The sequence below is a fragment of the Streptococcus sp. 17.1 genome (genome assembly GCF_016648655.1).
GTDB classification, from domain to species: domain Bacteria; phylum Bacillota; class Bacilli; order Lactobacillales; family Streptococcaceae; genus Streptococcus; species Streptococcus salivarius_E.
The window spans coordinates 30,677-55,173 of sequence record NZ_JACLQM010000001.1 but is presented as its reverse complement, the minus strand read 5'-3'; the positions used below and the strand labels follow the sequence as shown (position 1 = coordinate 55,173).

Here is a 24,497-nt window from a genome sequence, read left to right as displayed (position 1 = left end):
GTATGATTGAAACAACTAGGCCTGAGCTTGTGGCCTATCAAGAAGAGCGTTTAGCCAAATTTGTGAATGAAAATCAAAAGTTAGACAAAGGCCAAATCGTTTTTGCAGGGGACTCCATCACGGAGTTTTTTGCATTGAAAAAATATCTGGGTCGAGAGTTTCCCCTTGTTAACCGTGGGATTGCAGGAACAGACTCGGTTTGGCTTTTAGAACACCTTAAAGAGCAGGTCTTAGATTTGGAACCAAGTAAATTGGTGCTCTTGATTGGCATTAACGACATCGGAAGAGGTTACCCTATTCGAGATATTGTCACTCGTATTTCCGATATTATCATGACAGTTCGTCAGGAATCCCTCTTTACTGAGGTCTATTTGCTGAGTGTCTTTCCAGTTAGTGAAGAATCACAGTATGCTTCTAAGGTTAAGATTAGAAATAATACGACTGTACGTGAGCTAAATCAACAATTAGCTGTCCTCCCCGGTGTGACCTATGTCGATCTTTTTGATTACCTTACTGATAACATGGGACAGTTAAATGACAACTATACAACGGATGGTTTGCACTTGAGTCCACAAGGTTATCAAGTCCTTGCGGAACCAATCATAAAGGAGATTTTAGAATGAAAGTTGGCTTAGTCCTCGAAGGCGGGGGGATGCGTGGCTTATATACGGCTGGTGTATTAGATGCTTTATTAGAAGCTGGAATTAAGGTGGATGGCGTTGTTTCGGTATCGGCTGGAGCACTTTTTGGTGTTAATTACCTTTCTAACCAGCCCCAAAGAGCCCTTCGCTACAACAAGCGTTTTATGGGAGACCGTCGCTATATGAGTTTCTGGTCATGGCTGACAACAGGTAACTTCGTTAATAAGGAATTCTCCTATTATAAGGTTCCCATGGAGTTGGACGTTTTTGATCAGGAGTCCTTTGCTGATTCAGGTGTTCCCTTCTATGTGGTCACTACAGATATTGAGACCGGAAAACCAGACTATATCAAGATTGACCATGTCTTTGAGCAAATGGAAGCCCTTCGTGCAAGTTCTGCCCTACCTCTGGTTTCTGAAATTGTCGAGTACAAGGGTAAACGCTACATGGATGGTGGTCTGTCTGATAGTCTCCCTATTGATTTTATGGAAAATTTGGGCTTTGATAAACTCATTATAGTTCTGACACGTCCTAAAGGCTACCGTAAACAGCCATCTAAAACGAGTAAGCGAATCTACAAGCTCTTTTATCGTAAGTATCCTGAATTTGTTCAAGTGGCTTCAAATCGCCACATCCATTACAATAAGAGTATTGAAAAGATAGAGGCTTTGGAAAAAACTGGAAATCTTTATGCTATCCGTCCAGAACACGCACTTGAAGTTAGTCGTTTGGAGAAGGATCCTGAAAAGTTTGAAGCCATTTATCAAGAAGGATTGGATCAAATGCGTAATGATATGTCTAATCTCAAAACATTTCTTGGAGACAACTAAAAACGTGCTCGGTTGAGCACGTTCTTTTATTTATTGATTTGTCTTGCTTGACGACGTTCTTTAACTTTTTGACGACGTTCTTTTTCATTAAGGTAAATCAAGTAGAGGAGTCCAACTGGGACAAGACATAGCAACCAGAAATAAACTGGGAGTTGGCTCTTATCTGTTGTTTTAGTAGCCTTTTTATCTTTCTGGTTACTTCCAAAATCGAACCATCCCTTAACTTTAGTTGCCTTAACAGAAGTAGGTTTGATATTAGGTGACACTGTCTTCAGACCATTATCGATGACAATGTGATCATCTTTAACAGAGATTTTAGGGTCTTTACCTTTTTTAACGGTGGCATAGACGTCTTTTTCGACATTGTATTTTTTACCGTCGATTTCTTGTTCACCCTTGCTAAGAACTTTCTTGTAAGAGAAGTCTTTGTACATCTTCTCAACGAGAGCATTACCAAAGGTATGACGAATCTCTTCACCTGTTTGGTCAGACCAATCACCAGAACCCATGATGACAGCAATCATACGTTGATTACCACGCTTGATGGTATCAATATAGTTGAAAGCACCTTCTGGGCTAGATCCTGTCTTCAATCCATCAACCCCATCAATTCCGTATTTGGCACCTGGAATAGAGTAGTTGTAAGTCTCGAAGGTTTCCTCGTAAGGTGTTCCTTTTTTAACTGTGACAACAGGTTTGCTAGTGTATTTGAGAATGTCAGGGTATTTCTTGATGAAGTTATAGGTCATGATAGCCAAATCACGCGCAGTTGTTTGGTTGGTTTGGTTGTTATCATAACGTTGAGGACTGTAGTAACCTTTGAAGGCAACAGCAACGGCACCAGAAGCGTTGAACCATTTGGTATTGGTCATCCCTAGCTCTTTAGATTTCTCATTCATCATGTCTAGCCATTTATCAGGATCATTATTGGTCAAGTAGTTGGCTAGCATCACGGTTGTAACGTTAGAGGAAGGCACCGCTGTCATAGTGATGAGTTCTGAAACGGTATAATCAACACCCGCAACAATCTTGTTGTTGGAAATTTCGTAAATATCGGCAATAGCTTGGTCGGTTGGAGTAGCTGTGATAACAGTATCTTCAGAAATCTCTCCTTTAGACATAGCTTCAAAGACCAAATAAAGTGTCATGGCCTTAGACATAGAAGCTGGGTCACGCACCTCATCAGCATTTTCTTCCCAGAGGACATCTCCGGTATTTCCATCGATTAAGAGGGTTGATTTGGGGCGATAAGCCTCAGTGGCTTCAGTATAACCAGCAGCGCGTGTAATATCCATCAATTCGTCTGCACTAGACAAACTCGGTGCTAGGGCTAGACAAGCTGCTAAAAGGACGGCAACAATTTTCTTTTTCACAATGTGTCTCCTTTAATATATATGGGGTTCTGTAGCTGCCAGAACCTATTTTTATCTATTAATATCATTTGCCTGTCAAGACCCTAAATTCGGTAGTGACAAACATCTCCATTATAACATATAAAAGTTAGAGTTTTCCTAACATTTAGTATTTTAATGTAATTTTTAGAATCGATTGAATGTTACACAAAACTATTTGAAAGCAGAAAAAACGAGCTTGCTTGCTCGTTACTTTTCATCTTTTATCCTTGTGACTTGGTGGTAAATCATGAACCAGGTTTCATTTCGACGCCAGATACTAGTGTGGAAATTTCCTCCCAACTCATAACTAATTAATTTCGTTTTTTGACTAACAGATGTCATCTTGAAGCTGTCAAAATTATTGAGAAGTGGTTGGTGATTGGCAATAACTTCTTCACGATTGTGGTGGTGACCATTTTCATCGATTAAGTAGAAGTCTGGTGCTAAGAGATTTTCATAGTCAGGAATTTTTGACAGAATAATCTTTTCATTGCGAGAGAGTTTGTGAAGGACATTGCCATAAATTTCATCTTCGGGAATAGCAGCTGGTTCTACATGGACATCAGTGTCATAGACAGAGAAACGCTTGCTGAGAACCACTTCAATTTGTTCAGTAATGGCATGACTCTCGTAAACAGAGAGGTCAGGATTCATTTCAACCACAATATCAAGATAGACGTTGCTACCATAAGAACGGCCACGCTGCTTCTTAACCTTAGTGACTTTTGGAATCTCAAGAATCGCTTTCTCATAGGCTTTGAGGTTTCTCTCATCGAAACCGTCTGATAAACTAAAGGTTGCTTCCATGAAGATATCATAGGCTGTCTTTAGAATGAAGGAGGTAATGATAATGGCTGTAATATAGTCAATAATCGTGAGGTTGAAGGATGCTGCAACAATGGCGATTGACGTTCCAATAGAAGTTGCGGCATCGGAGAGATTATCCTTAGCGGCCGCAATCAAAGCGCTAGATTTCAGCTTTTTGGCAAGTCCTTTATTGTATAAGTAAACGCCACACATGACGATAGCAGAAAGAACTCCGACGGTTGCACCAAGGGGATCGACTACAGTTTCCTCTCTTAGAAAAATCTTTCGGACTGTTTGAATTAGGACTTGGAAGCCTACCACGAACATGATAAAGGAAGTGACTAGGCTTGATAAGTCTTCAATCTTCCAATGACCAAACCTATGATCTGCATCAGCAGGTTGACTAGCTAGGTGCAATCCAATGAGTAGGGCCACGTTCCCTAAAATATCTGACAAGTTATTGAAACCATCGGCAATCAAAGAGCTAGAATTTAAAAAGTGTCCAGCTAGAAGTTTTGCAATGGTAAGAAGAAGGTAGGCAGCGATGCTGACAATGGGACCTCGTCTGGCTGCTCTTAAATTTTCATACGTAGTCATAGGATTACCTTTTCTGTTAAAATACAAGTTTAAATTATAGCATAAAACTATAACGAGTTAAAGGTTGTAAGTCCTTTAAACTTGTGGAGTAATGTATTTTTAAAACTTGATAGGAAATGCTTCGTAATCAAGGTGTTTTTTCAGTATTTTCCGAATATTCCCTACAAATTATGGTATAATTTAGGGTGTAAAACAGTCTAAAAAGAGGTTTTTATGGAACATTCGACATGGCACAAGCTTCTGAAAGAGGAGTTGCCTGACCATTATTTTTCAAAGATAAATCAGTTTATGGACCAGGTTTATAGCCAGGGGACAGTTTATCCGCCGCGTGACAAGGTTTTTAATGCCTTGTTGGAGACTCCGTTTGAAGAAGTGCGGGTGGTAATCCTTGGTCAGGACCCTTATCATGGGCCTCATCAAGCACAGGGACTTTCCTTCTCGGTACCTGATAGCCTTCCAGCTCCCCCGTCTTTGAAAAATATTCTCAAGGAATTAGAGGAAGATTTAGGTCCTAGATCCTTTCATGATTTAACGTCATGGGCCGAGCAGGGGGTACTGTTACTTAATGCCTGTCTAACAGTTCCAGCTGGTCAAGCAAATGGGCATGCTGGTCAGGTTTGGGAACCTTTTACAGATGCTGTGATTAAGGTTCTCAATCAAAAGGATACTCCTGTTGTCTTTATACTTTGGGGTGGCTATGCTCGTAAGAAGAAGGCACTAGTGACTAATTCTAAACATGCTATTATTGAGAGTGCCCATCCGAGTCCCCTGTCGGCCTATCGTGGTTTTTTTGGCAGCAAGCCATTTTCAAAAGCCAATGCCTACCTTGTATCTCAAGGCCAATCCCCAATTGATTGGTTGAAGTAAAATAGAAAGTTGGAAGATTATGTTACTGATTAAAAACGGTCGTGTTGTAGACCCTAAGTCTGGTTTGGATACGCAAGCTGATGTTCTTGTTGATGGTAAAAAAGTAGTTAAGATTGCTGAAAATATCGAGGCTGGAGATGCTCAAGTCATCGATGCGACTAGTCTTGTGGTTGCTCCTGGCTTGGTGGATATCCATGTTCACTTCCGTGAGCCAGGTCAAACTCATAAGGAAGACATTCATACTGGTGCCTTGGCAGCGGCTGCGGGTGGTTTTACAACAGTTGTAATGATGGCTAACACTAATCCAACGATTTCAGATAAGGAAACCTTGGAGGAGGTCTTGACTTCGGCAGCTAAGGAAAATATCCATGTTAAGTCTGTTGCGACTATTACTAAGAATTTTGATGGTGAAACCCTCACTGATTTCAAGGGTTTGCTTGAAGCCGGTGCTGTCGGATTCTCAGATGATGGTATTCCATTGACCAATGCTGGTATTGTCAAAAAAGCCATGGAGCTAGCTAAGGAGAATAATACCTTTATCAGCCTTCACGAGGAGGATCCTGATCTAAATGGTATTCTCGGTTTCAATGAAAATATTGCTAAAAAAGAATTCCATATTTGTGGGGCAACAGGTGTAGCTGAATACAGTATGATTGCGCGTGATGTCATGATTTCTTATGATACACAAGCCCATGTTCATATTCAACACTTGTCAAAAGCTGAATCTGTAAAAGTGGTTGAATTTGCTCAAAAACTTGGAGCACAAGTTACAGCAGAAGTGGCACCACAACATTTCTCTAAGACAGAAGACCTCTTGCTCTCAAAAGGTGCTAATGCCAAGATGAACCCACCACTTCGTTTGGAATCTGACCGTCAGGCCGTCATCGAAGGGTTGAAATCTGGAGTCATCTCAGTCATTGCCACAGACCACGCACCACACCATGCCGATGAAAAGAATGTCGATGATGTGACTAAAGCACCATCAGGAATGACTGGTCTTGAAACATCTCTATCTCTTGGATTGACCTACTTGGTTGAAGCAGGACACTTAAGCTTGACGGAACTCTTGAAAGTAATGACTAGCAACCCATCTGATCTTTATGGCTTCGATGCTGGTTATTTGGCTGAAAATGGACCAGCTGACCTTGTGATTTTTGCAGACAAGGAAAAACGTCAGGTCACAGCAGACTTTAAGTCTAAAGCAGCCAATTCACCATTTGTAGGCGAAGAACTTACGGGCAGTGTTAAATACACTATCTGTGACGGCGAGATTGTTTATCAAGCCTAAATAGCAGATCAGAGCAGGGCACATCGAGACACTTGGTGTTGCACCTGCTTTTTTAGTCCTTAAAGGAGCAAAATGATGAAAAAGATACTGAAAGGTCTTGTTAAATACCTTGCTTTAACTGTTTTGTTAGCCTGTTTTCTGCCACTTTCTTTGCAACACGTTCAAGCTGACGAGGATGAGGTAGAGTATAGTCTACCTTCATATGTTGGTCACCTTTCTATACATGATGATGGTAATGCAACGTTTACTCAGGAAGTGACTTATGATTTTGATAGTGACTATAAAGGTCAGTATGTAACTTTGGGGAAAATTGGTGGTTATTCTATTATGGATGATCCCAAGGTTTCAGCAACCGTAAATGGGAAAGAAAAAACAGATATTACAGTTGAAAAAACAGACTCTTATGATGGTGTTAAACTCAAAGTTTATAATTCAGGTTCAGATGGTGATAGGGTTGTTCTCAAAGTTACTTGGCAAATCCAACAGTTGTTGAATCTATATTCAGATATTGCAGTTTTAAATTGGTTTCCAATCTCTGATTGGGATAAAGGATTTGGACAGGTTGATTTCACGGTTGATGGTCTAGATGCAAGTCAAGGAGAGCTTTACGCCCACACTGGCTATTTTGGTAAAGACCCACAGGTTAAACGTACTGCTACAGGTTATCAGGTTCATGTAGACAATTTACCATCATCAGGTAAATTGGAATTACATGCCTACTGGCCGATGACCAGTACTTTACGGGAAAATAATCAGGCTTATTTATTACATAAGACAAATGAGGCAGAGTTTTTTAAAAAAGAAAGAGATATCAAAAAGTCTAAAGAAAACTACCGACGCATTTTTTATGTCATTTTGCCACTTGTAATTTTAAGCTTTGTTCTTATTGGTATTTTCTGTTACCTCATTGTTTTTTATAGTACGAGGACACCTTCTTTCCCTCGAGATGCACGTCTTTATGAAGCCCCTCAAGATTTAGCACCTTTGGTCTTAGCTAAGAATGTTTATAATCAGTCTTTCGATAAAACAGGGCTAAAAGAAGAAACGGGTCCTTTGAAGTTCAAATATATGGTGCAAGCTACCATCCTCGATTTGATTGATAGAGGTTATCTCACTTTTAGGCGAGAAGGTGATAGTAATATTCTGACACGTATTGAAAAGGAAGGTCTCTCTTCGTTTGAAGTATCATTCTTAGATATGTTGTTTGATGGTCGCATGGAAATTAGAGATAGTGAAATGTTCTCGCACTATTATCTTGATAAAGATGCTCTAGAAAAACAATTCAAGAGTGCTAGAACAAGCTATGAGCGAGAAACTATTCGATCTCAGGGAAAACGTGTCAAATATCAATTCTCCAATGACGGCTATCAAGTAGCCAAAGGCGTTGAAAAAGAGGAATTTGCGCTAGGACTTCCTAAAATTTATAGAGATTTTAGTGCGAAAGAAAAGACATTTAACATATTGGGAGTAGCAGCTTTGGCACTTTCAATGATGCTTTGTATACTTTCAACTTTGTTCTTATTTGGTGCATTTGGATCAGGATTTGGTTTTCACTATATTCTTGGACTACTACCTATAGCTGGACTTACCGTTTTATTCTGGTTCTTGGTGAAAAGACGTCGTCAGAGATGTCTTGATGCAACTCAAATTTCAACGTATTACCAGTGGCATAGCTTTAAAAATATGATTCAGAGTATTCCTAGCTTTAAAGAGTCAGAATTAGAATCTGTCATCCTATGGAATCGTATCTTGGTTTATGCGACACTCTATGGACAGGCGAAAAAAGTTAGTGATGTGCTAAAACGATACAACATTCACCTCAGTAATCCATCTCTAGATGAGTTTACTTATTCTGCGACACCATTTATTATGCTGAATAATGTCAATTATCTAGAATCTTATGTTTCTGCCTCAGATACCGTAAGTAGTTTTTCTATCAATTCAAATAGTGGTAGTGGCGGCTTTGGAGGCGGTGGCTTCTCTGGTGGTGGCGGAGGAGGCGGTGGTGGCGCCTTCTAAGCTACGCTAGTTGGAGTTTACTATCAATAGAGACACTCAGTCTATATGATCTTGGGTGTCTTTTTGTTTGGCGAATAATTCCTTTCATTCTAAACTGTTAGGGATTTTTAGTGAGAAGAGATATAAAGTAACAAAAAAAGAGCCAGTGGCTCTTTTTAAATATGATCTTAATAACCAGGTTCAAAGATTTCAATAATTTGAGTCAGATAACCTGCATGTAAACCGATGCGATAGTCAACATTTGGCAAACTCTTTACTAAATCATTCAGTTCTTTATCTTTGCTAACCTTATCAGCCAAAACTGGTAATTCAACAACAAGGAGTTGTGAGTGATCTAGTTGAAGGTAACTACTATTGACCTTGACATCAGGACGAAGTAGTTTAAATATCGCTCTTTCCGAAGCTTGGAGCAGTTGATATAAATCGAGGTCAGATAAAGGGATCTCACCAAACTGAGGACTGATGTTTATAGCAATATCAATATGAGCAGCTCGCATTTCTAAAATGCGGTTAGAGAGGAAACTAGATATTATTGGATTGCTAAGCCTATCTAAGTTTTCTTGAGTCTCTGGATTACCAATGCTAGCATTGTCCGTTTTATAAATCTCAAGTAGACTAGTAGCTTTGGCAGTATCTTCATTTTCCAAGGCAAGAGAAACCTCCTTGAGGTTTTTCTTGAATAAGTCGAAGGACGTTTGCTTTTGCATAATAATCTGGATAAAGGATTTGCTATAGTTAGTCATAGTACCCAACAATTTATGACGTTCTTTGTTCAGTCTATCGATAGATTGTTGGTGGACAGCCTGGTTCCAATTGTAAAAATCCCATAGTAGTAGGGCAATATAGAGAACTAAGATAACAGAACTATTAGGACTGACCTTGAAAACTATTTCAAATAAATTTTTAGGGTCATTTGCTGTTGGAAGAATACTGTTAAGACCATGGATAACAGTAAAGAAGACATAATAGACAGCTAGAAAGGCAGTGCTTCGCAACCAGTTACGTCTAGCCCAAGCTTCGTCAAGACTACTCATCTGATTTAGGTCTACGGCGAAGATCTTAAGCATTAGGTAAATGATTAATGGTGCTAAGATATAGATCAAGATATGTAAGTTAGTGTTGAGGGTAATATCACCTTTGATATGTAAGACGTGAGGGATAATGACAATTGAAAGTAGTCGTGTTGCCATATCAAAAAGGATAGTTGGATAAAAAGCGTAAAGCAATCGATGATAGAAAGAACGCTCTTTGACAAGGGCCAAATCGGCAACAAGGAAGAAAAGCGGGTCCACAACGATTTTTACGAGACTAAAATAGGACGCTGCAGCTACATAGGACAAAAATAGAAGTAAGAGGTGTCCTCGTAGTGGCTTAATCTTAGACATAGTCTGGTAGAGGTACCAAATAGAAATGAAACTAACAGCCTGTAAGAGGGGATTGATAATATTAGTAATCATTGTAACCTCCTTTAGTCATGTCAATCTCAATTTGTAAGCGATAAATCCCAGCACGTGTATTTGAAACAATGTTAACGTTTGGATAAGTAGATAGAATAGTATTGACGCGTTTTAGTTCAGGATCAGAGAAATCAGATGTAATAGCTGAATCTTCTTTAGTGCTTGAACTTTCAACGACAAAGTGTTGACTATCCTCATCCTTAAAATAAGCATAGCTAAGGTATTTCTGTTCACTATCTTGTGCTTGGTCAATGACATGATCCAAGATAGTTGATAGGACATATACCCAGTCTAAAGGATAAATTGGATAGACGGTAATAGGTTCTGGTACCTCCATACTAACCCAAACATCCAGTTCTTTTGCCTTAAGAAATTTAGCTTCAAAGAGTACCTGTAAATCTGGCAGTTTAATATTTTCTAGTTTGTCTCGATAAAAATGATCAATCTTCTTATCTAGCGGATTCGGTGTCAGTAAGTAGTCAATTAACTCCTGAGCTTCCTCATTTTGTTGAAAACGGATGATATCGTAGAGGTTTTCAGCTTCGTCTTTGATGAAGAGCTCTTGGCTAGTCTTTTTCTGGTACCAGGTATTGATGTTCTGACTTGATTTTTGAAGAAGGAGAGAATGTTCCTCTTGGGCTGCTTGTGTTTGAGCATTGAGGTCTTTTCTATAGAGTTTAACCTGCTTAGATAGAATCAGAGCCGTAATGATAAGAAAGGCAATGGTAAAGTGAATGTCTGTTGAAACGAGTTCAGAAGCAAAGTAAATAAAGGCTAAGCTACAAAGAGCGACAGACGTTGACCTGTACCATGGTCTTGCTTTATCAATTTGCATCATTCGAGAGTAGTCCACCTGAAGAAGGGCACTTTGTGCAAACCAAAGTAAAAAAGCAAGAAAGAGAATAAAGGGACCAGCAAAATAGTAATCCAAGACTGCAGGGAAAAAAATTGGAATAATCAGGAAAATGACCAATCTTACCGTTAAGGCAAAGGTGAAAGGTATGAAGAAAGTCTCCAAAATGGTATGTCTTAGATTTTTGTAGGATTTGGCAGCTAGAAAGAGTACAAGTGCAATAAAACCGGATTTTGGATAAAACATGCCAAAATAACTAGAGGCAAAAATTGCTATACCAGCTAAAATAATAATCCAGTATCTAAGCGGCCTTTGCGTGGTCACCTTGAAGATAATAATTTGTAAAATAAAAGCTATACATGCCGTAAGCCCGTGAATTATGACATCACTCAATATCAAATATTCTCCTATTCGGGTAAAATCTATACAATCATGCTATTATACCATATCGCAAACAAAAAGAGCATACGAATTGCCTATAAGTGATAAAGATGTAAGGCTTTTCATTTTTCAAGCATATTTCTTGCCCATTAAGTTTTTTTAACCTATCCTAGATGTATAGTAAAATTTCGATAGAGGAGATCGATATGGTAAAACTTTCTAAAGAGACACATCTTGAGATGTTCACTAAAATGGAACGTATCCGTGAATTTGATTCACGTATTAATAAATTGGTTCGTCGTGGTTTTGTTCAAGGAATGACTCACTTTTCAGTTGGTGAGGAAGCAGCCAACGTTGGGGCTGTTCAACACTTGAGCTATGACGATATCTTCTTTTCAAATCACCGTGGTCACGGACAATCTATTGCCCAAGACATGGATTTGAATAAAATGATGGCGGAGCTTGCAGGTAAGGCGACAGGTGTTTCTAAGGGCCGTGGTGGTTCTATGCATTTGGCTGACTTTGAAAAAGGTAACTACGGAACTAACGGTATTGTTGGTGGTGGTTATGCTCTTGCCGTAGGTGCAGCTCTCACTCAGCAATACAAAGAAACAGGAAATATTGTTGTGGCCTTTTCAGGAGATGGTGCAACTAATGAAGGCTCATTCCATGAGTCAGTCAATATGGCAGCTACTTGGAAATTGCCGGTTATCTTCTTTATCATCAATAACCGTTATGGTATCTCAATGGATATTCATAAAGCTACAAACACACCTCACCTTTATACACGTGCGGAAGCTTATGGTATTCCTGGTTTCTACTGTGAAGATGGTAACGATGTTTTGGCTGTATACGAAACAATGGGCAAGGCTGTTGAGCATGTCCGTGGTGGCAACGGTCCCGCTATCGTTGAGGTAGAATCTTACCGTTGGTTTGGTCACTCAACTGCTGATGCAGGTGTTTACCGTACTAAGGAAGAAGTTGACGAGTGGAAGAACAATAACGACCCAATTATTAAATACCGTAACTATCTCGTTTCTGAAAATATCGCAAGCGCTGAAGAGTTAGATGCTATCCAAAGCCAAGTTAAGGCAGAGGTTGATGCAGCTTATGAGTTCGCCCAAAATAGCCCAGATCCAGAACTTTCAGTTGCCTTTGAAGATGTATGGGTAGACTAAAGAGAAAGGTTGAGGAATACAAGTATGAGTGAAACAAAATTGATGGCCTTGCGTGAGGCAGTAAACCTTGCTATGAGCGAGGAGATGCGTAAAGACGAAAACATCTTCCTTATGGGTGAAGATGTTGGTATCTATGGTGGTGACTTCGGTACATCAGTTGGGATGTTGGCAGAGTTTGGTGAAAAACGTGTTAAAGATACACCAATTTCAGAGGCAGCTATCGCTGGTGCAGCTGTTGGATCTGCCATCACAGGTCTTCGTCCAATCGTTGACTTGACTTTCATGGACTTCATCACGATTGCCCTTGATGCTATCGTTAATAATGGTGCAAAAAACAACTACATGTTTGGTGGTGGTTTGAAGACTCCTGTAACCTTCCGTGTAGCTTCTGGTTCAGGGATTGGTTCTGCGGCACAGCACTCACAATCTCTTGAGTCATGGTTGACTCACATTCCAGGGATTAAAGTCGTTGCTCCAGGTAATGCTAACGACGCTAAAGGTCTTTTGAAATCTGCTATTCAGGACAATAACATTGTTATCTTCATGGAACCAAAAGCACTTTACGGTAAGAAAGAGGAAGTGACTCAAGATCCTGATTTCTACATTCCACTTGGAAAAGGTGAAATCAAGCGTGAAGGGACTGACCTTACTATTGTCACATATGGTCGTATGTTGGAACGTGTTCTTAAGGCTGCTGAAGAAGTGGCTGAACAAGGTATTAACGTTGAGGTCGTTGACCCACGTACGCTTATCCCACTTGATAAGGAATTGATTTTCGAGTCAGTTAAGAAGACTGGTAAACTGATGCTGGTCAATGATGCATATAAGACTGGTGGGTTCATCGGTGAGATTGCTGCTATGGTTACTGAAAGTGAAGCATTTGATTACCTTGACCACCCAATTGTACGTTTAGCAAGTGAAGATGTGCCTGTACCTTATGCGCGTGTCTTGGAACAAGCGGTTCTTCCAGATGTTGAAAAGATTAAGGCTGCTATTATCAAGATGGCCAATAAAGGAAACTAACTTTCTAGCGACGGTTAAGTGATATGTCTCGCTAGTAAAATGTGTTTCTTGATTTAACTGTGAGAGTATCGGAAAATATAATTTAAAGTAGAAAGGAGGGGGCGTTAAAGCGTTTGAGTTGATTTGAACTCAAACGAAATGCTTCGGAATTTAGATAGTTTTATTTGTGTGCAAGCACACTAAATGTAAAACTCCTAAAACTCTGTCGCATTTTAGCGTTCTTAGTATCATAAAATATGGCTTTTGAGATTATTATGCCAAAGCTTGGTGTGGACATGCAGGAAGGCGAAATCATCGAGTGGAAGAAACAAGAGGGTGATGTGGTTAATGAGGGGGATATCCTTCTTGAAATCATGTCAGATAAAACGAACATGGAACTTGAAGCAGAAGATTCTGGTGTTCTTTTGAAGATTACCCGTCAAGCTGGTGAAACAGTACCAGTTACTGAAGTTATCGGTTATATTGGAGCAGAGGGTGAAGTTGTGGCTGATAATGCTGCGAGCGCACCGGCTGCAGAAGCTGCTCCGCAAGTTGAAGAAGTTGCTACTGTGGAAGCACCTGTAGTGGCAGCACAAGCCCAAGCCCCTGTCGTACACGAAGGTGGCAAAGTACGTGCAACACCTAAAGCACGTAAAGTAGCGCGTGAGTTGGGGATTGACCTCGCTCAAGTTCCAGGAACTGGAGCAAAAGGTCGTGTTCATGCTGATGACGTTGAGAACTTTAAGGGTGCTCAACCTAAGGCAACTCCGTTGGCACGTAAGATTGCAGCGGACCTTGGTATTGAATTAGCTACCGTATCTGGAACAGGCTTTGGTGGTAAGATTACCAAGGAAGATGTCCTTGCAATCAGTGCCCCAGCTCAAGTTAAGGAAGCTGCAGCTGCACCTGTGGTTGAAGCTAAGCCAGAAAAAGTCTTGCCAGAAGGTGTGGAAGTTATCCCAATGTCTGCTATGCGTAAGGCTATCTCTAAGGGAATGACGCACTCTTACTTAACTGCGCCAACCTTCACCCTTAACTATGACGTAGACATGACTAACCTTATGGCTCTTCGTAAGCAAGTCCTTGATCCAATCATGAATAAGACTGGCATGAAGGTAACCTTCACTGATTTGATTGGTTTGGCAGTTGTGCGTACCCTTATGAAAGACGAACACCGTTACCTCAATGCATCCTTGATTGATGATGCGCAAAATATCGAATTACACAAATTTGTTAATCTCGGTATTGCTGTTGGTCTCGATGATGGCTTGATTGTACCGGTCGTTCATGGTGCAGATAAGATGAGTTTGTCTGACTTTGTGGTGGCCTCTAAGGATGTCATCAAGAAAGCTCAGGCTGGTAAATTGAAGGCGGCAGAAATGTCAGGTTCTACTTTCTCTATCACTAACTTGGGAATGTTTGGAACCAAGTCATTTAACCCAATTATCAACCAACCAAACTCAGCTATCCTTGGTGTTTCAGCAACTATTCAGACACCGGTTGTTGTTGATGGTGAAGTTGTCGTACGTCCAATCATGGGGCTATGCTTGACTATTGACCACCGTATTGTAGATGGTATGAATGGTGCCAAATTCATGGTTGATTTAAAACATTTGATTGAAAATCCAATGGAATTGTTGATTTAAGTAAAAAAATATCTGAAAACTGAAGTTTTAAAATAGAAAGGAGAGGGCGTTAAAGCGTTTGAGTTGATTTGAACTCGAACGAAATGCTTCGGAATTTAGATAGTTTTACTTGTGTGCAAGCACACTAACGTAAAACTCCTAAAATTCTGTCGCATTTTAGCGTTCTTAGTATCATAAAATATGGCTTTTGAGATTATTATGCCTAAGCTTGGTGTGGACATGCAGGAAGGTGAAATCATCGAGTGGAAGAAACAAGAGGGTGATGTGGTTAATGAGGGAGATATCCTTCTTGAAATCATGTCAGATAAAACGAACATGGAACTTGAAGCAGAAGATTCTGGTGTTCTTTTGAAGATTACCCGTCAGGCTGGTGAAACTGTACCAGTTACTGAGGTTATTGGTTATATTGGAGCAGAGGGTGAAGTTGTGGCTGATAATGCAGCCAGTGCACCTGTTGCAGAAGCAACTGCTCAATTAGAATCTGCTGGTCTTGAAGTTCCTAAAGCTCCTGCCCCAGCTGCTCCTGCAGCTACTGCAGAAAAAGCACCGCTTGCTGACAATGAGTACGATATTATTGTTGTCGGTGGTGGTCCTGCTGGTTACTATTCTGCCATTCGTGGGGCACAACTTGGTGGTAAGGTTGCTATCATTGAAAAATCTGAATTTGGTGGAACATGTTTGAATAAAGGATGTATTCCAACTAAGACCTACCTTAAAAATGCAGAAATCCTTGATGGGCTTAAGATTGCTGCAGGTCGTGGTATCAACCTAGCGTCAACAAACTACACTATCGATATGGATAAGACTGTTGACTTTAAGAACTCTGTTGTTAAGACACTTACTGGTGGTGTTCAAGGTCTTTTGAAGGCTAACAAGGTTACTATTTTCAATGGTCTTGGTCAAGTTAACCCAGATAAGACAGTTACTATTGGTTCAGAAACAATCAAGGGACGTAATATTATCCTTGCGACTGGATCAAAAGTTTCACGTATCAATATCCCTGGAATTGAGTCACAACTTGTGATGACATCAGATGATATCCTTGACTTGCGTGAATTACCTAAATCACTTGCTGTTATGGGTGGTGGTGTCGTTGGTATCGAACTTGGTCTTGTTTATGCTTCATACGGTGTAGAAGTAACTGTTGTTGAGATGGCTGACCGCATTATCCCTGCTATGGATAAAGAAGTATCACTTGAACTTCAAAAAATCCTTGCTAAGAAGGGTATGAAGATCATGACTTCTGTTGGTGTTTCTGAAATTGTTGAAGCCAACAACCAATTGACCCTTAAACTTAATAATGGTGAAGAGATTGTAGCTGATCGCGCCCTTCTTTCAATCGGTCGTGTTCCTCAGTTGGATGGTCTTGAAAATCTTAACCTTGAATTAGACCGTGGTCGTATCAAAGTGAATGCTTATCAAGAAACATCAATCCCTGGTATCTATGCACCGGGTGATGTAAACGGAACTAAGATGCTTGCTCACGCTGCTTACCGTATGGGTGAAGTTGCAGCTGAAAATGCTATGCATGGTAACGTTCGTAAGGCTCACCTTGACTACACACCAGCTGCTGTATACACACATCCAGAAGTCGCAATGTGTGGTCTTACTGAAGAAGATGCACGCGCTAAATATGGTGATGTCCTCATTGGTAAATCAAGCTTTGCTGGTAATGGACGTGCTATTGCTTCAAACGAAGCTCAAGGTTTTGTTAAAGTCGTTGCAGATGCGAAGTACCATGAAATCCTTGGTGTTCATATCATTGGACCGGCTGCAGCTGAATTGATTAACGAAGCGTCAACAATTATGGAAAATGAATTGACTGTAGATGAGCTCTTGCAATCTATCCACGGTCACCCAACCTTCTCTGAAAACATGTACGAAGCCTTTGCTGACGTACTTGGAGAAGCAATCCATAACCCACCAAAGCGTAAATAATACGGATAAAATTCTCGGACAGATGTTCGAGGATTTTTCTTTTGTCGCAAATTTTCATCTTTAGATAAATCTCGTAAATTTCTTTGCATTTTTTGTGTTAAGTACGAATAGTTAGTTAAAGGGTTTTCAAATAAGATAAGTCGCTATTTTAGTAGCGTTTATAATTTTATAATATTTCTATTTTATTTAGAAAATTTTTAATAATAACCTTTCCACGAGAGTTTTTCTGTGGTAAAATGGTTCAAGTATTACAAATGCAAAAGGAAAGTTAAATGCGAACGAAAGATTTTATCTACTATGCCAGTGCGGCTGTTCTCTTGGCTGTAACTACTCAGGTTGCTCAAGCAGACGAAGTGGCGACACAAACGCCTTCTATTACTGAAGGAAATCAGTATCAACCTGCAACAGCGGCTGAGATTTTTGGTGGAGAAGCAGCCTTACCTGTAACTCCTAGTTCAACGGTTTCAGCACCCGCAGCTTCGAGTGAAGTGGCAAAAGCTAGTGCTCCAGCGGTATCTACGTCTCCTGCTTCACAGAGTTCCGAGGCTGCAACGGCAACGGCATCAACTTCGGTAGCTAACTCTACTGTTACTGCAACATCAAATTCAGTTGCGACTTCTGTAGTAAGTTCAGAAAGTGGAACTGCTTCTACAAGTGCGACAAATTCTGAAACGTCAAACAGCACTGTAGCAACACCTGCTAAATTAACGAATTCTACGGATGTTCCTTCTCCAACCCTTAAGGTGCAACCGAAGACTTTTATCGATGTCAGCAGCCATAATGGTGAAATCAGTGTAGATGACTATCGTGCTCTTGCACGCCAAGGTGTTGGTGGGGTCGTAGTCAAGTTGACTGAGGATACTTGGTACAATAATCCTAAGGCAGCGTCACAAGTTCGCAATGCGCAAATCGCGGGTCTTCAAGTATCAACCTATCATTTTTCTCGTTACACGACTGAGGAAGAGGCCCGCGCAGAAGCTCGTTTCTTCATTCAAGCTGCACAAAACCTTAACCTTTCAAAGAGCACTGTTATGGTTAACGATTTCGAAGACTCTAAGATGCTTCCAAATATCAACCGTAACACTCAAGCGTGGGTTAACGAAATGCGTAAGCATGGATACAACAACTTGATGTTCTACACAAGTGCTAGCTGGTTGGATGAGAATAATCTAGGCTACCGTGGACCTGTCTCAACCTCTCAATTTGGTATCGAAAATTTCTGGGTCGCACAGTACCCATCATCAACTCTTACAGCAACGAGTGCCAAAAACATGCGCTATAATGCCAAAACTGGTGCATGGCAGTTTTCAGCTACGGCTAATCTCTTGCCAAGTAAACATGTCTTCGACCACAGCGTGGATTATACAGGACGTTTCACAGCTAATGCTAGTGCTGAGGTTGATGCAACTCAAGGCAATTTGAGTGGAACCATTTCTATTGTCAACAATAATCCAACTGTTGGTAGCTTTGATGTTGTCATCTCTAATGTCAAAGCACCAAATGGTGTTGAAACAGTCTCTGTTCCAATTTGGTCAGAAATTAATGGTCAAGATGACATTATCTGGTATACGGCTAACCGTCAAAATAGTGGAACTTATACAGTAAACGTTAAGGCTTCAGCTCATAAAAACTCGACAGGGCTTTATAATATCCACCTTTATTATGTTCAAAAAGATGGTCAATTGACGGGTGTTGGTGGAACAACTACGCAAGTCTTCATTGGTAAGACACCTGAGCAGTTGAAACCTAAAGCAAATTTTGCTATTGAAAACAATAATGCTAAGGCTGGAACTTTTGACGCCGTTATCACTAATATCTCAGCACCACTAGGTGTTAAAGAAGTTTTGGTGCCATCATGGAGTCTTGAAAATGGTCAAGACGATCTTATTTGGCATAAGGCGACTAAGCAAACTGATGGCAGCTATCGTGTAACCATTAAGGCAAGTGAGCATAAGGGCACTAAAGGAAATTACCGTGCCGATGCTTATATCGTGGATAACTCTAACAATCGCCATTATATTGCTGAAAAAGTAGTGGCTGTTGATTATGCTCGACCAAGTGGTGTCCTTACGATTGAAAACAACAATACTGCGGCAGGTACTTTTGATGCCGTTGTTCGTAATATTGTTGCTCCTACAGGTTTGAAAGAGGTTCTTGTTCCTTCATGGAGTTTAGCTGGCGGTCAAGATGACCTTATCTGGCATAAGGCAACTCGTCAAGCCGATGGTTCTTACCGAGTGACTATCAAAGCAACGGATCATAAGAATTCAACTGGTAAGTACCGTGCCGATGCCTACCTTGTAGATGACTTTAACAAACGTTTTTACCTTACTGAAAAAGTGGTAGAAGTTACTCAAACTCGTCCTAGTGCAAGCCTCTTTATTGAAAATAATAATGCTGATTTAGGTACTTTTGACGCTGTTATCCGCAATATCGTAGCACCAAATGGGGTTAAGGAAGTTTTAGTTCCTTCATGGAGTCTCGTTAATGGCCAAGACGATCTTGTTTGGCATAAGGCTAGTCGTCAATCTGATGGTAGTTATCGTGTAACAATCAAGTCTAGTGAGCATAAGAATTCACTAGGAAATTACCGTGCTGACGTTTACATCGTAGATAATGCTAACCAACGTCATTATGTCACTGAAACCATTGTAGACGTAAAACATAATAAGCCAGTCGGTACTATTTCAGTTGTTAATAACAATAATGATACTGGTACTTTTGATGTTTTTATCACCAATCTGACGAATCCAAGCGGTATTTCAGGTGTGGTTATCCCAGTTTGGTCTGAGCAAAATGGTCAGGATGATCTTGTTTGGCATAATGCCACAAAACAGGATGATGGTTCCTACAAGGTGACTATTTCAGCTAGTCAGCACAAGTGGAATTCAGGCAAGTATGTCGTTCATGGCTATATTGTTGATGCTTCTGGTAAGAATATCGGCTTTGGCGCAACTTCAGCTGATGTGGTAGCCCCTAAGAAAATCGGTTCGGCATCAAGAGGAAACTACGATGTTTTAAATAAGATTGTCTATCTCGATGCTGGCCATGGTGGCTATGATCCAGGAGCTTCGTACTTTGGTATTTCTGAAAAGAGCTTGACTTTGGCCATCCAAAGCCGTGTGAAAGCTAAACTAGAATCAGAAGGTTATCAAGTTGTGACCACGCGTACCAGCGATACCTATGTTGATTTGACGGATCGCTCTCGTGCAGCTAATGCCTCTGAATCAGATATCTTCGTAAGTATCCACATCAATGCTTCAGGCAGTTCAGCAGCACAGGGAATCGAGACCTATTATTACCAACCTTATGCAGAATACCCATCACGCATTAATGCGACCTACCATGCTAATCCGACTCGTTTGAGTATGAGTGACACTTTGGCCAATGCCATCCAGTCCAGTCTTATTAATGCGACTGGCGCTCAGAATCAGGGCGTGAAACGTCAAACCTTTGCAGTCTTGCGTGAAACGACAGCGCCAGCAGTTCTCCTTGAACTTGGTTTCTTGTCAAATCCACAAGAAGCAGCTCGTTTGAGTACCTCTGCTTATCAGGAGACTTTAGCTAACGCAATTGTGGCAGGGATTAAGCGTTACTATTCTATTTATAATTAATAGATTGAGAGAATCTTATGGTTCTCTTTTTTATTTTTAAAGAGCGAAAACGCTTGCATAAATCTAATCTAAATGGTATATTAAAAAACATGAAAACGTTAACAAAAGGAGTTAGTATGAAAAGGAATACTCAAACTAATGACGAAAAAGTCCTTCGTTATAGTCTTCGCAAGTACAAGTTAGGGTTGGCTTCTGTAACCATTGGAGCTGTTTTTTTGAGCTTTGCTGCTACTAATGGAGTCAAGGCAGAAGAAGTAGTGTCAACACCTGCCTCAAGTACACAGGTAGAGTCAGCTGATTCTAGTCTTACCACCAGTGGTCTAGTAACTGAATCGCCAACAGCTCCTCTAACAGCTGAGAATGGCACAGTGTCCAAGGAAAATGAGCCAGTTTCTCTTCCAGCAGAAAATACTAGCCGTACTGAGCCTTCCAAGCTAACTGAAACTAGCGAAAACACGCCAAAAACAGTAAGTACTAATAATAGTCAAGCTCTCACTAATGCATCTGAGGAACCTATTGCTGAGGGGACTATTCGCTTGCATTTCCAAGAGTTGCCAAGTCAGGATAAGGCATCACTTGGGCTTTGGACTTGGGACGATGTGGAGACGCCATCATCTCAGAAAGGTGCTTGGCCAACAGGAGCAACCTCATTTGCAGAAGTGAAACAGGATGATTATGGTGTTTACCTGGATGTGAAGTTGTCTTCAACACCTAAAAAACTTAGCTTCCTTATTAATAATGCCGCTGGAACGAACCTTTCAGGGGATAAAGCAGTAGAAATTCTTAGCCCTCAAATGAATGAGGCTTGGATTGACAAGGATTTCCAAGTTTACAGTTATCAACCTATCCCTCAAGATCACGTTCGTATTAATTATTTCCGTACGGATGGCGACTATAGTAATAAGTCTGTATGGTATTGGGGAGATGTAAAGGATGCCCCAAGTAATTGGCCTGATGGTGTCAATTTCCAACCAAATGGTAAGTATGGTGCTTATTTAGACATTCCGCTAACCGAGGCTGCTAAATCTATCGGATTTTTACTCTTAGATGAGAGCAAAACAGGAGATGATGTGAAAATTCAACCAAATGATTATAAATTTAGTGACTTGAAAAAAACTCGTCAGCTTTTCGTACGAGATACTGATACGACAGTCTACACCAACCCTTATTTTGTTAAGGATGTGCGTTTGACTGGAGCTCAGCAGCTTAGTCCAAGCCAAATCGAACTTAGCTTCACCAATTTAGAAGATGTTTCATCTGAGGATATTCTCAAAGACCTAAAGGTGACAGACAAGGATGGTAACAGTGCAACTCTTAAACAGCTTGACTTGGATGCTAAACTCAAAAAAGCTACACTAATAGGTGATTTTGCTGCGGAAAATTTGCCTTACAAGGTCACTTTGGGCAATGATAGTTTTAAAACGTCTGAGAGTTGGCAATTGAAGGATGCGCTCTACAGTTACGATGGTGAATTGGGTGCTCGTCTTCAAGAGAATGGTACTAAGGCACATGTGACACTTTGGTCACCAAGTGCAGATCAAGTAGATATCATTGTCTATGATAAGAATAATCAAGACATGGTTCTTGCTGAACATGCCCTAAGCCAAGGACCTCGAGGTACTTGGCAAGCTGACTTGCTTGCGACTGATCTTGGTTTGGAAAACTTAACAGGTTATTTCTATCAATATCGCATTAAACGTGGTGATCAGTCTGTAATCGTTTTGGATCCTTATGCTAAGTCTTTGGCTGCTTGGAATAGTGACGATGCCAGCAAGGGACCTGAACACAAGATTGCCAAGGCTGCCTTTGTAGATCCTTCTAATTATGGACCAAAAGATCTTGACTACGCTAAGATTCCAAACTTTAAATCTCGAGAAGATGCCATCATTTATGAGGCTCATGTCCGAGATTTTACCTCTGATAAGGCTATCTCAGCTGAATTGAAGCATCAGTTTGGTACTTTTGCAGCCTTTGCAGAGCGTTTGGATTATCTTAAAGACCTTGGGGTTACCCATATCCAGCTTTTACCAGTATTAAGCTACTATTTTGTCAATGAAATCCAAAATGGGAAGCGTTTGGATGCCTATGCATCAAGTGATAGTAACTACAACTGGGGCTATGATCCACAAAACTATTTCTCTTTGACGGGGATGTATTCTGAAAAACCAAATGAACCAGCTAAACGTATCGAAGAATTCAAGAATTTAGTTGCTGCTATTCATGCCCACGGTATGGGCGTTATCTTGGATGTGGTCTATAATCATACAGCGAAGACAGCTATTTTTGAAGACCTTGAGCCAAATTATTATCACTTTATGGATGCTGATGGCACTCCTCGTTCGAGTTTTGGAGGGGGTCGTCTAGGCACGACTCACTATATGAGTCGTCGTGTCTTGGTTGATTCGATTGCTTATCTTACTAAGGAATACAAGGTGGATGGTTTCCGTTTTGATATGATGGGTGACCATGATGCTGAAAGTATCGAGCAAGCTTATCATACAGCACGCACTCTAAATCCAAACCTTATTATGCTTGGTGAGGGCTGGGTGACTTATACTGGCGATGAAAATAGCCCTGTTCAGCCTGCCGATCAGTCTTGGATGAAAGACACAGATACCGTAGCTGTATTTTCAGACGATATTCGAAACACCCTCAAATCAGGTTATCCAAACGAGGGGACACCTGCCTTTATCACAGGTGGCAAACGTGATATTAATAAGGTCTTTGACAATATCAAGGCACAACCAACTAACTTCGAGGCTGATTCTCCAGGTGATGTGATTCAATATATTGCTGCTCACGATAATTTGACCCTTTTTGATATTATTGCCCAATCAATCAAGAAGGATCCAAGCAAGCCTGAGAATAATGCTGAAATTCATCGTCGCTTGCGTCTAGGAAACCTCATGGTCTTGACTGCTCAGGGAACACCATTTATTCACTCTGGTCAGGAATACGGCCGCACCAAACAGTTCCGTGATTCTGCCTACCGTTATCCTGTGTCTGAGGACAAGGTGCCGAATAAGTCACATCTCTTAGTTGATGAAAAGGGCAATCCATTTGACTATCCTTACTTTATCCATGATTCTTATGATTCTAGTGATGCCGTCAATCATTTTGATTGGACTAAAGCAACTGATAGTCAGGCATTCCCAGAAAATACGAAAACTCGCGCCTTTACCAAAGGTTTGATCGCCTTACGTAAGTCGACAGATGCCTTCAATTTCAAATCAAAAGCAGATGTAGATGCACGTCTAACGCTATTGACAGTTCCTGGTCAGGACAATGTCGCTCAAGAAGATTTGGTATTGGGATACCAAACTGTTGCTTCGAATGGAGACCGTTACCTTGTCTATGTCAATGCTGATAGCAAGGCTCGTCAGTTTGATTTGAGCAAGATTACAAATGGCCTATCCTATCTGGTTTTGGCAGATGGCAGTCAAGTCAATTTATCTGGAATTAGTGAGTTATCAGGTGTGACAATCAACAATCACATTTTGACCTTGGATCCACTAACAGCGACTATTATTCGTTTGACTAATGCTCAGACGCCAACTGAGGCAGTAGATCAGCCTTCTGAAAAGACCGGGTCATTTGCTGATAGAGATACTGAGTCAACAAAAACAAATGTCAAGGCTTCAGGTAAAGAGGACCTTGTTGGAGATGCTGAACTTGTTAATCGTGACAATGGTCAGGCTAAGACTGAAGCTAGTCGTCAAACTGATAAGCAACTGCCATCTACTGGTGAAAAGACAAATCGTGGACTCTTTTTAGCAGGTTTTCTAAGCATTCTTAGCCTAGGATTCCTTAGAAAACGACGGATGAAATAAATAAGTGACAACAGGTTATTTCCTGTTGTTTTTCTTTTATTTAGAATCATTCTTATCTGCTCTTTAGAATAGTTCTTAAATAGCCTAAAACCGTTGACAGTGCTGGTTTCTTCTGTTAGTTTAGATATGTTCTCTTACATATGAGAGATCATTAT

15 protein-coding genes are annotated in these 24,497 nt (G+C 40.6%); 11 read left to right on the top strand and 4 right to left on the bottom strand.

The features are described from left to right. Nucleotides 1-2: 2 nt before the first annotated feature. Both H7T99_RS00225 and H7T99_RS00220 read left to right on the top strand, forming a co-directional pair. Complete coding sequence (locus H7T99_RS00225) at nucleotides 3-623, top strand: SGNH/GDSL hydrolase family protein (RefSeq protein WP_037600606.1); 621 nt, start codon at nucleotides 3-5, stop codon at nucleotides 621-623. Then, nucleotides 620-1,471 (top strand): patatin family protein, encoded by an 852-nt coding sequence (locus H7T99_RS00220; RefSeq protein WP_037600609.1) that lies wholly within the window; start codon nucleotides 620-622, stop codon nucleotides 1,469-1,471. The genes H7T99_RS00225 and H7T99_RS00220 overlap by 4 nt, the downstream gene beginning before the upstream one ends. Before the next feature lie 26 nt (nucleotides 1,472-1,497). On the opposite strand, the gene H7T99_RS00215 is transcribed toward H7T99_RS00220, so the two are convergent. Both H7T99_RS00215 and H7T99_RS00210 read right to left on the bottom strand, forming a co-directional pair. Next, the gene (locus H7T99_RS00215; RefSeq protein WP_037600612.1) at nucleotides 1,498-2,844 is read right to left on the bottom strand and encodes a D-alanyl-D-alanine carboxypeptidase; all 1,347 of its coding nucleotides are present in this window, start codon (nucleotides 2,842-2,844) and stop codon (nucleotides 1,498-1,500) included. A gap of 228 nt (nucleotides 2,845-3,072) precedes the next feature. After that, nucleotides 3,073-4,269 carry a cation diffusion facilitator family transporter gene (locus H7T99_RS00210; RefSeq protein WP_195519879.1) on the bottom strand — a complete coding sequence of 399 codons (1,197 nt, stop codon included), beginning with the start codon at nucleotides 4,267-4,269 and terminating at the stop codon, nucleotides 3,073-3,075. A gap of 213 nt (nucleotides 4,270-4,482) precedes the next feature. On the opposite strand from H7T99_RS00210, the gene H7T99_RS00205 reads away from it, so the two are divergent. The 3 genes from H7T99_RS00205 (at nucleotide 4,483) to H7T99_RS00195 (ending at nucleotide 8,443) form a co-directional block, all read left to right on the top strand. After that, a complete protein-coding gene (locus H7T99_RS00205) occupies nucleotides 4,483-5,136 on the top strand; it encodes a uracil-DNA glycosylase (RefSeq protein ID WP_049545851.1) in 654 nt (217 codons plus the stop codon). A 19-nt stretch (nucleotides 5,137-5,155) separates the two neighbouring features. Further along, entirely contained in the window at nucleotides 5,156-6,424 is a 1,269-nt protein-coding gene (locus tag H7T99_RS00200; protein WP_195950584.1) for a dihydroorotase, read from the top strand. 75 nt (nucleotides 6,425-6,499) lie between these two features. Continuing rightward, entirely contained in the window at nucleotides 6,500-8,443 is a 1,944-nt protein-coding gene (locus H7T99_RS00195) for a DUF2207 domain-containing protein (RefSeq protein ID WP_195950585.1), read from the top strand. Between the two features lie 167 nt (nucleotides 8,444-8,610). On the opposite strand, the gene H7T99_RS00190 is transcribed toward H7T99_RS00195, so the two are convergent. Beyond that, a complete protein-coding gene (locus H7T99_RS00190; protein WP_195950586.1) occupies nucleotides 8,611-9,900 on the bottom strand; it encodes a hypothetical protein in 1,290 nt (429 codons plus the stop codon). Further along, a complete protein-coding gene (locus tag H7T99_RS00185; RefSeq protein ID WP_230315716.1) occupies nucleotides 9,890-10,999 on the bottom strand; it encodes a hypothetical protein in 1,110 nt (369 codons plus the stop codon). Before H7T99_RS00185 ends, H7T99_RS00190 begins: the two co-directional genes overlap by 11 nt. A 341-nt stretch (nucleotides 11,000-11,340) precedes the next feature. Between H7T99_RS00185 and H7T99_RS00180 the strand changes: the two genes are divergently transcribed. The 6 genes from H7T99_RS00180 (at nucleotide 11,341) to H7T99_RS00155 (ending at nucleotide 24,342) form a co-directional block, all read left to right on the top strand. Then, on the top strand, nucleotides 11,341-12,312 hold the full coding sequence (locus H7T99_RS00180) for a thiamine pyrophosphate-dependent dehydrogenase E1 component subunit alpha (protein WP_037597784.1): 972 nt from the start codon (nucleotides 11,341-11,343) through the stop codon (nucleotides 12,310-12,312). Nucleotides 12,313-12,336: 24 nt separating this feature from the next. Then, nucleotides 12,337-13,335 carry an alpha-ketoacid dehydrogenase subunit beta gene (locus H7T99_RS00175; RefSeq protein ID WP_013990622.1) on the top strand — a complete coding sequence of 333 codons (999 nt, stop codon included), beginning with the start codon at nucleotides 12,337-12,339 and terminating at the stop codon, nucleotides 13,333-13,335. Nucleotides 13,336-13,571: 236 nt separating this feature from the next. Beyond that, entirely contained in the window at nucleotides 13,572-14,960 is a 1,389-nt protein-coding gene (locus tag H7T99_RS00170) for a dihydrolipoamide acetyltransferase (protein WP_037598831.1), read from the top strand. 180 nt (nucleotides 14,961-15,140) lie between these two features. Further along, the gene (gene lpdA, locus H7T99_RS00165) at nucleotides 15,141-16,898 is read left to right on the top strand and encodes a dihydrolipoyl dehydrogenase (RefSeq protein ID WP_155123970.1); all 1,758 of its coding nucleotides are present in this window, start codon (nucleotides 15,141-15,143) and stop codon (nucleotides 16,896-16,898) included. A 272-nt stretch (nucleotides 16,899-17,170) separates the two neighbouring features. Beyond that, nucleotides 17,171-20,512 carry a GBS Bsp-like repeat-containing protein gene (locus tag H7T99_RS00160; protein WP_195950590.1) on the top strand — a complete coding sequence of 1,114 codons (3,342 nt, stop codon included), beginning with the start codon at nucleotides 17,171-17,173 and terminating at the stop codon, nucleotides 20,510-20,512. A gap of 116 nt (nucleotides 20,513-20,628) precedes the next feature. Next, complete coding sequence (locus H7T99_RS00155) at nucleotides 20,629-24,342, top strand: pullulanase (protein ID WP_037600623.1); 3,714 nt, start codon at nucleotides 20,629-20,631, stop codon at nucleotides 24,340-24,342. The last annotated feature ends 155 nt before the right edge of the window (nucleotides 24,343-24,497 follow it).

Coding starts and splice junctions, on each gene's coding strand:
- H7T99_RS00225 (WP_037600606.1), top strand. CDS start 3: ATGATTGAAACAACTAGGCCTGAGCTTGTGGCCTATCAAGAAGAGCGT.
- H7T99_RS00220 (WP_037600609.1), top strand. CDS start 620: ATGAAAGTTGGCTTAGTCCTCGAAGGCGGGGGGATGCGTGGCTTATAT.
- H7T99_RS00210 (WP_195519879.1), bottom strand. CDS start 4,269: ATGACTACGTATGAAAATTTAAGAGCAGCCAGACGAGGTCCCATTGTC.
- H7T99_RS00205 (WP_049545851.1), top strand. CDS start 4,483: ATGGAACATTCGACATGGCACAAGCTTCTGAAAGAGGAGTTGCCTGAC.
- H7T99_RS00200 (WP_195950584.1), top strand. CDS start 5,156: ATGTTACTGATTAAAAACGGTCGTGTTGTAGACCCTAAGTCTGGTTTG.
- H7T99_RS00195 (WP_195950585.1), top strand. CDS start 6,500: ATGAAAAAGATACTGAAAGGTCTTGTTAAATACCTTGCTTTAACTGTT.
- H7T99_RS00190 (WP_195950586.1), bottom strand. CDS start 9,900: ATGATTACTAATATTATCAATCCCCTCTTACAGGCTGTTAGTTTCATT.
- H7T99_RS00185 (WP_230315716.1), bottom strand. CDS start 10,999: ATGTTTTATCCAAAATCCGGTTTTATTGCACTTGTACTCTTTCTAGCT.
- H7T99_RS00180 (WP_037597784.1), top strand. CDS start 11,341: ATGGTAAAACTTTCTAAAGAGACACATCTTGAGATGTTCACTAAAATG.
- H7T99_RS00175 (WP_013990622.1), top strand. CDS start 12,337: ATGAGTGAAACAAAATTGATGGCCTTGCGTGAGGCAGTAAACCTTGCT.
- H7T99_RS00170 (WP_037598831.1), top strand. CDS start 13,572: ATGGCTTTTGAGATTATTATGCCAAAGCTTGGTGTGGACATGCAGGAA.
- lpdA (WP_155123970.1), top strand. CDS start 15,141: ATGGCTTTTGAGATTATTATGCCTAAGCTTGGTGTGGACATGCAGGAA.
- H7T99_RS00160 (WP_195950590.1), top strand. CDS start 17,171: ATGCGAACGAAAGATTTTATCTACTATGCCAGTGCGGCTGTTCTCTTG.
- H7T99_RS00155 (WP_037600623.1), top strand. CDS start 20,629: ATGAAAAGGAATACTCAAACTAATGACGAAAAAGTCCTTCGTTATAGT.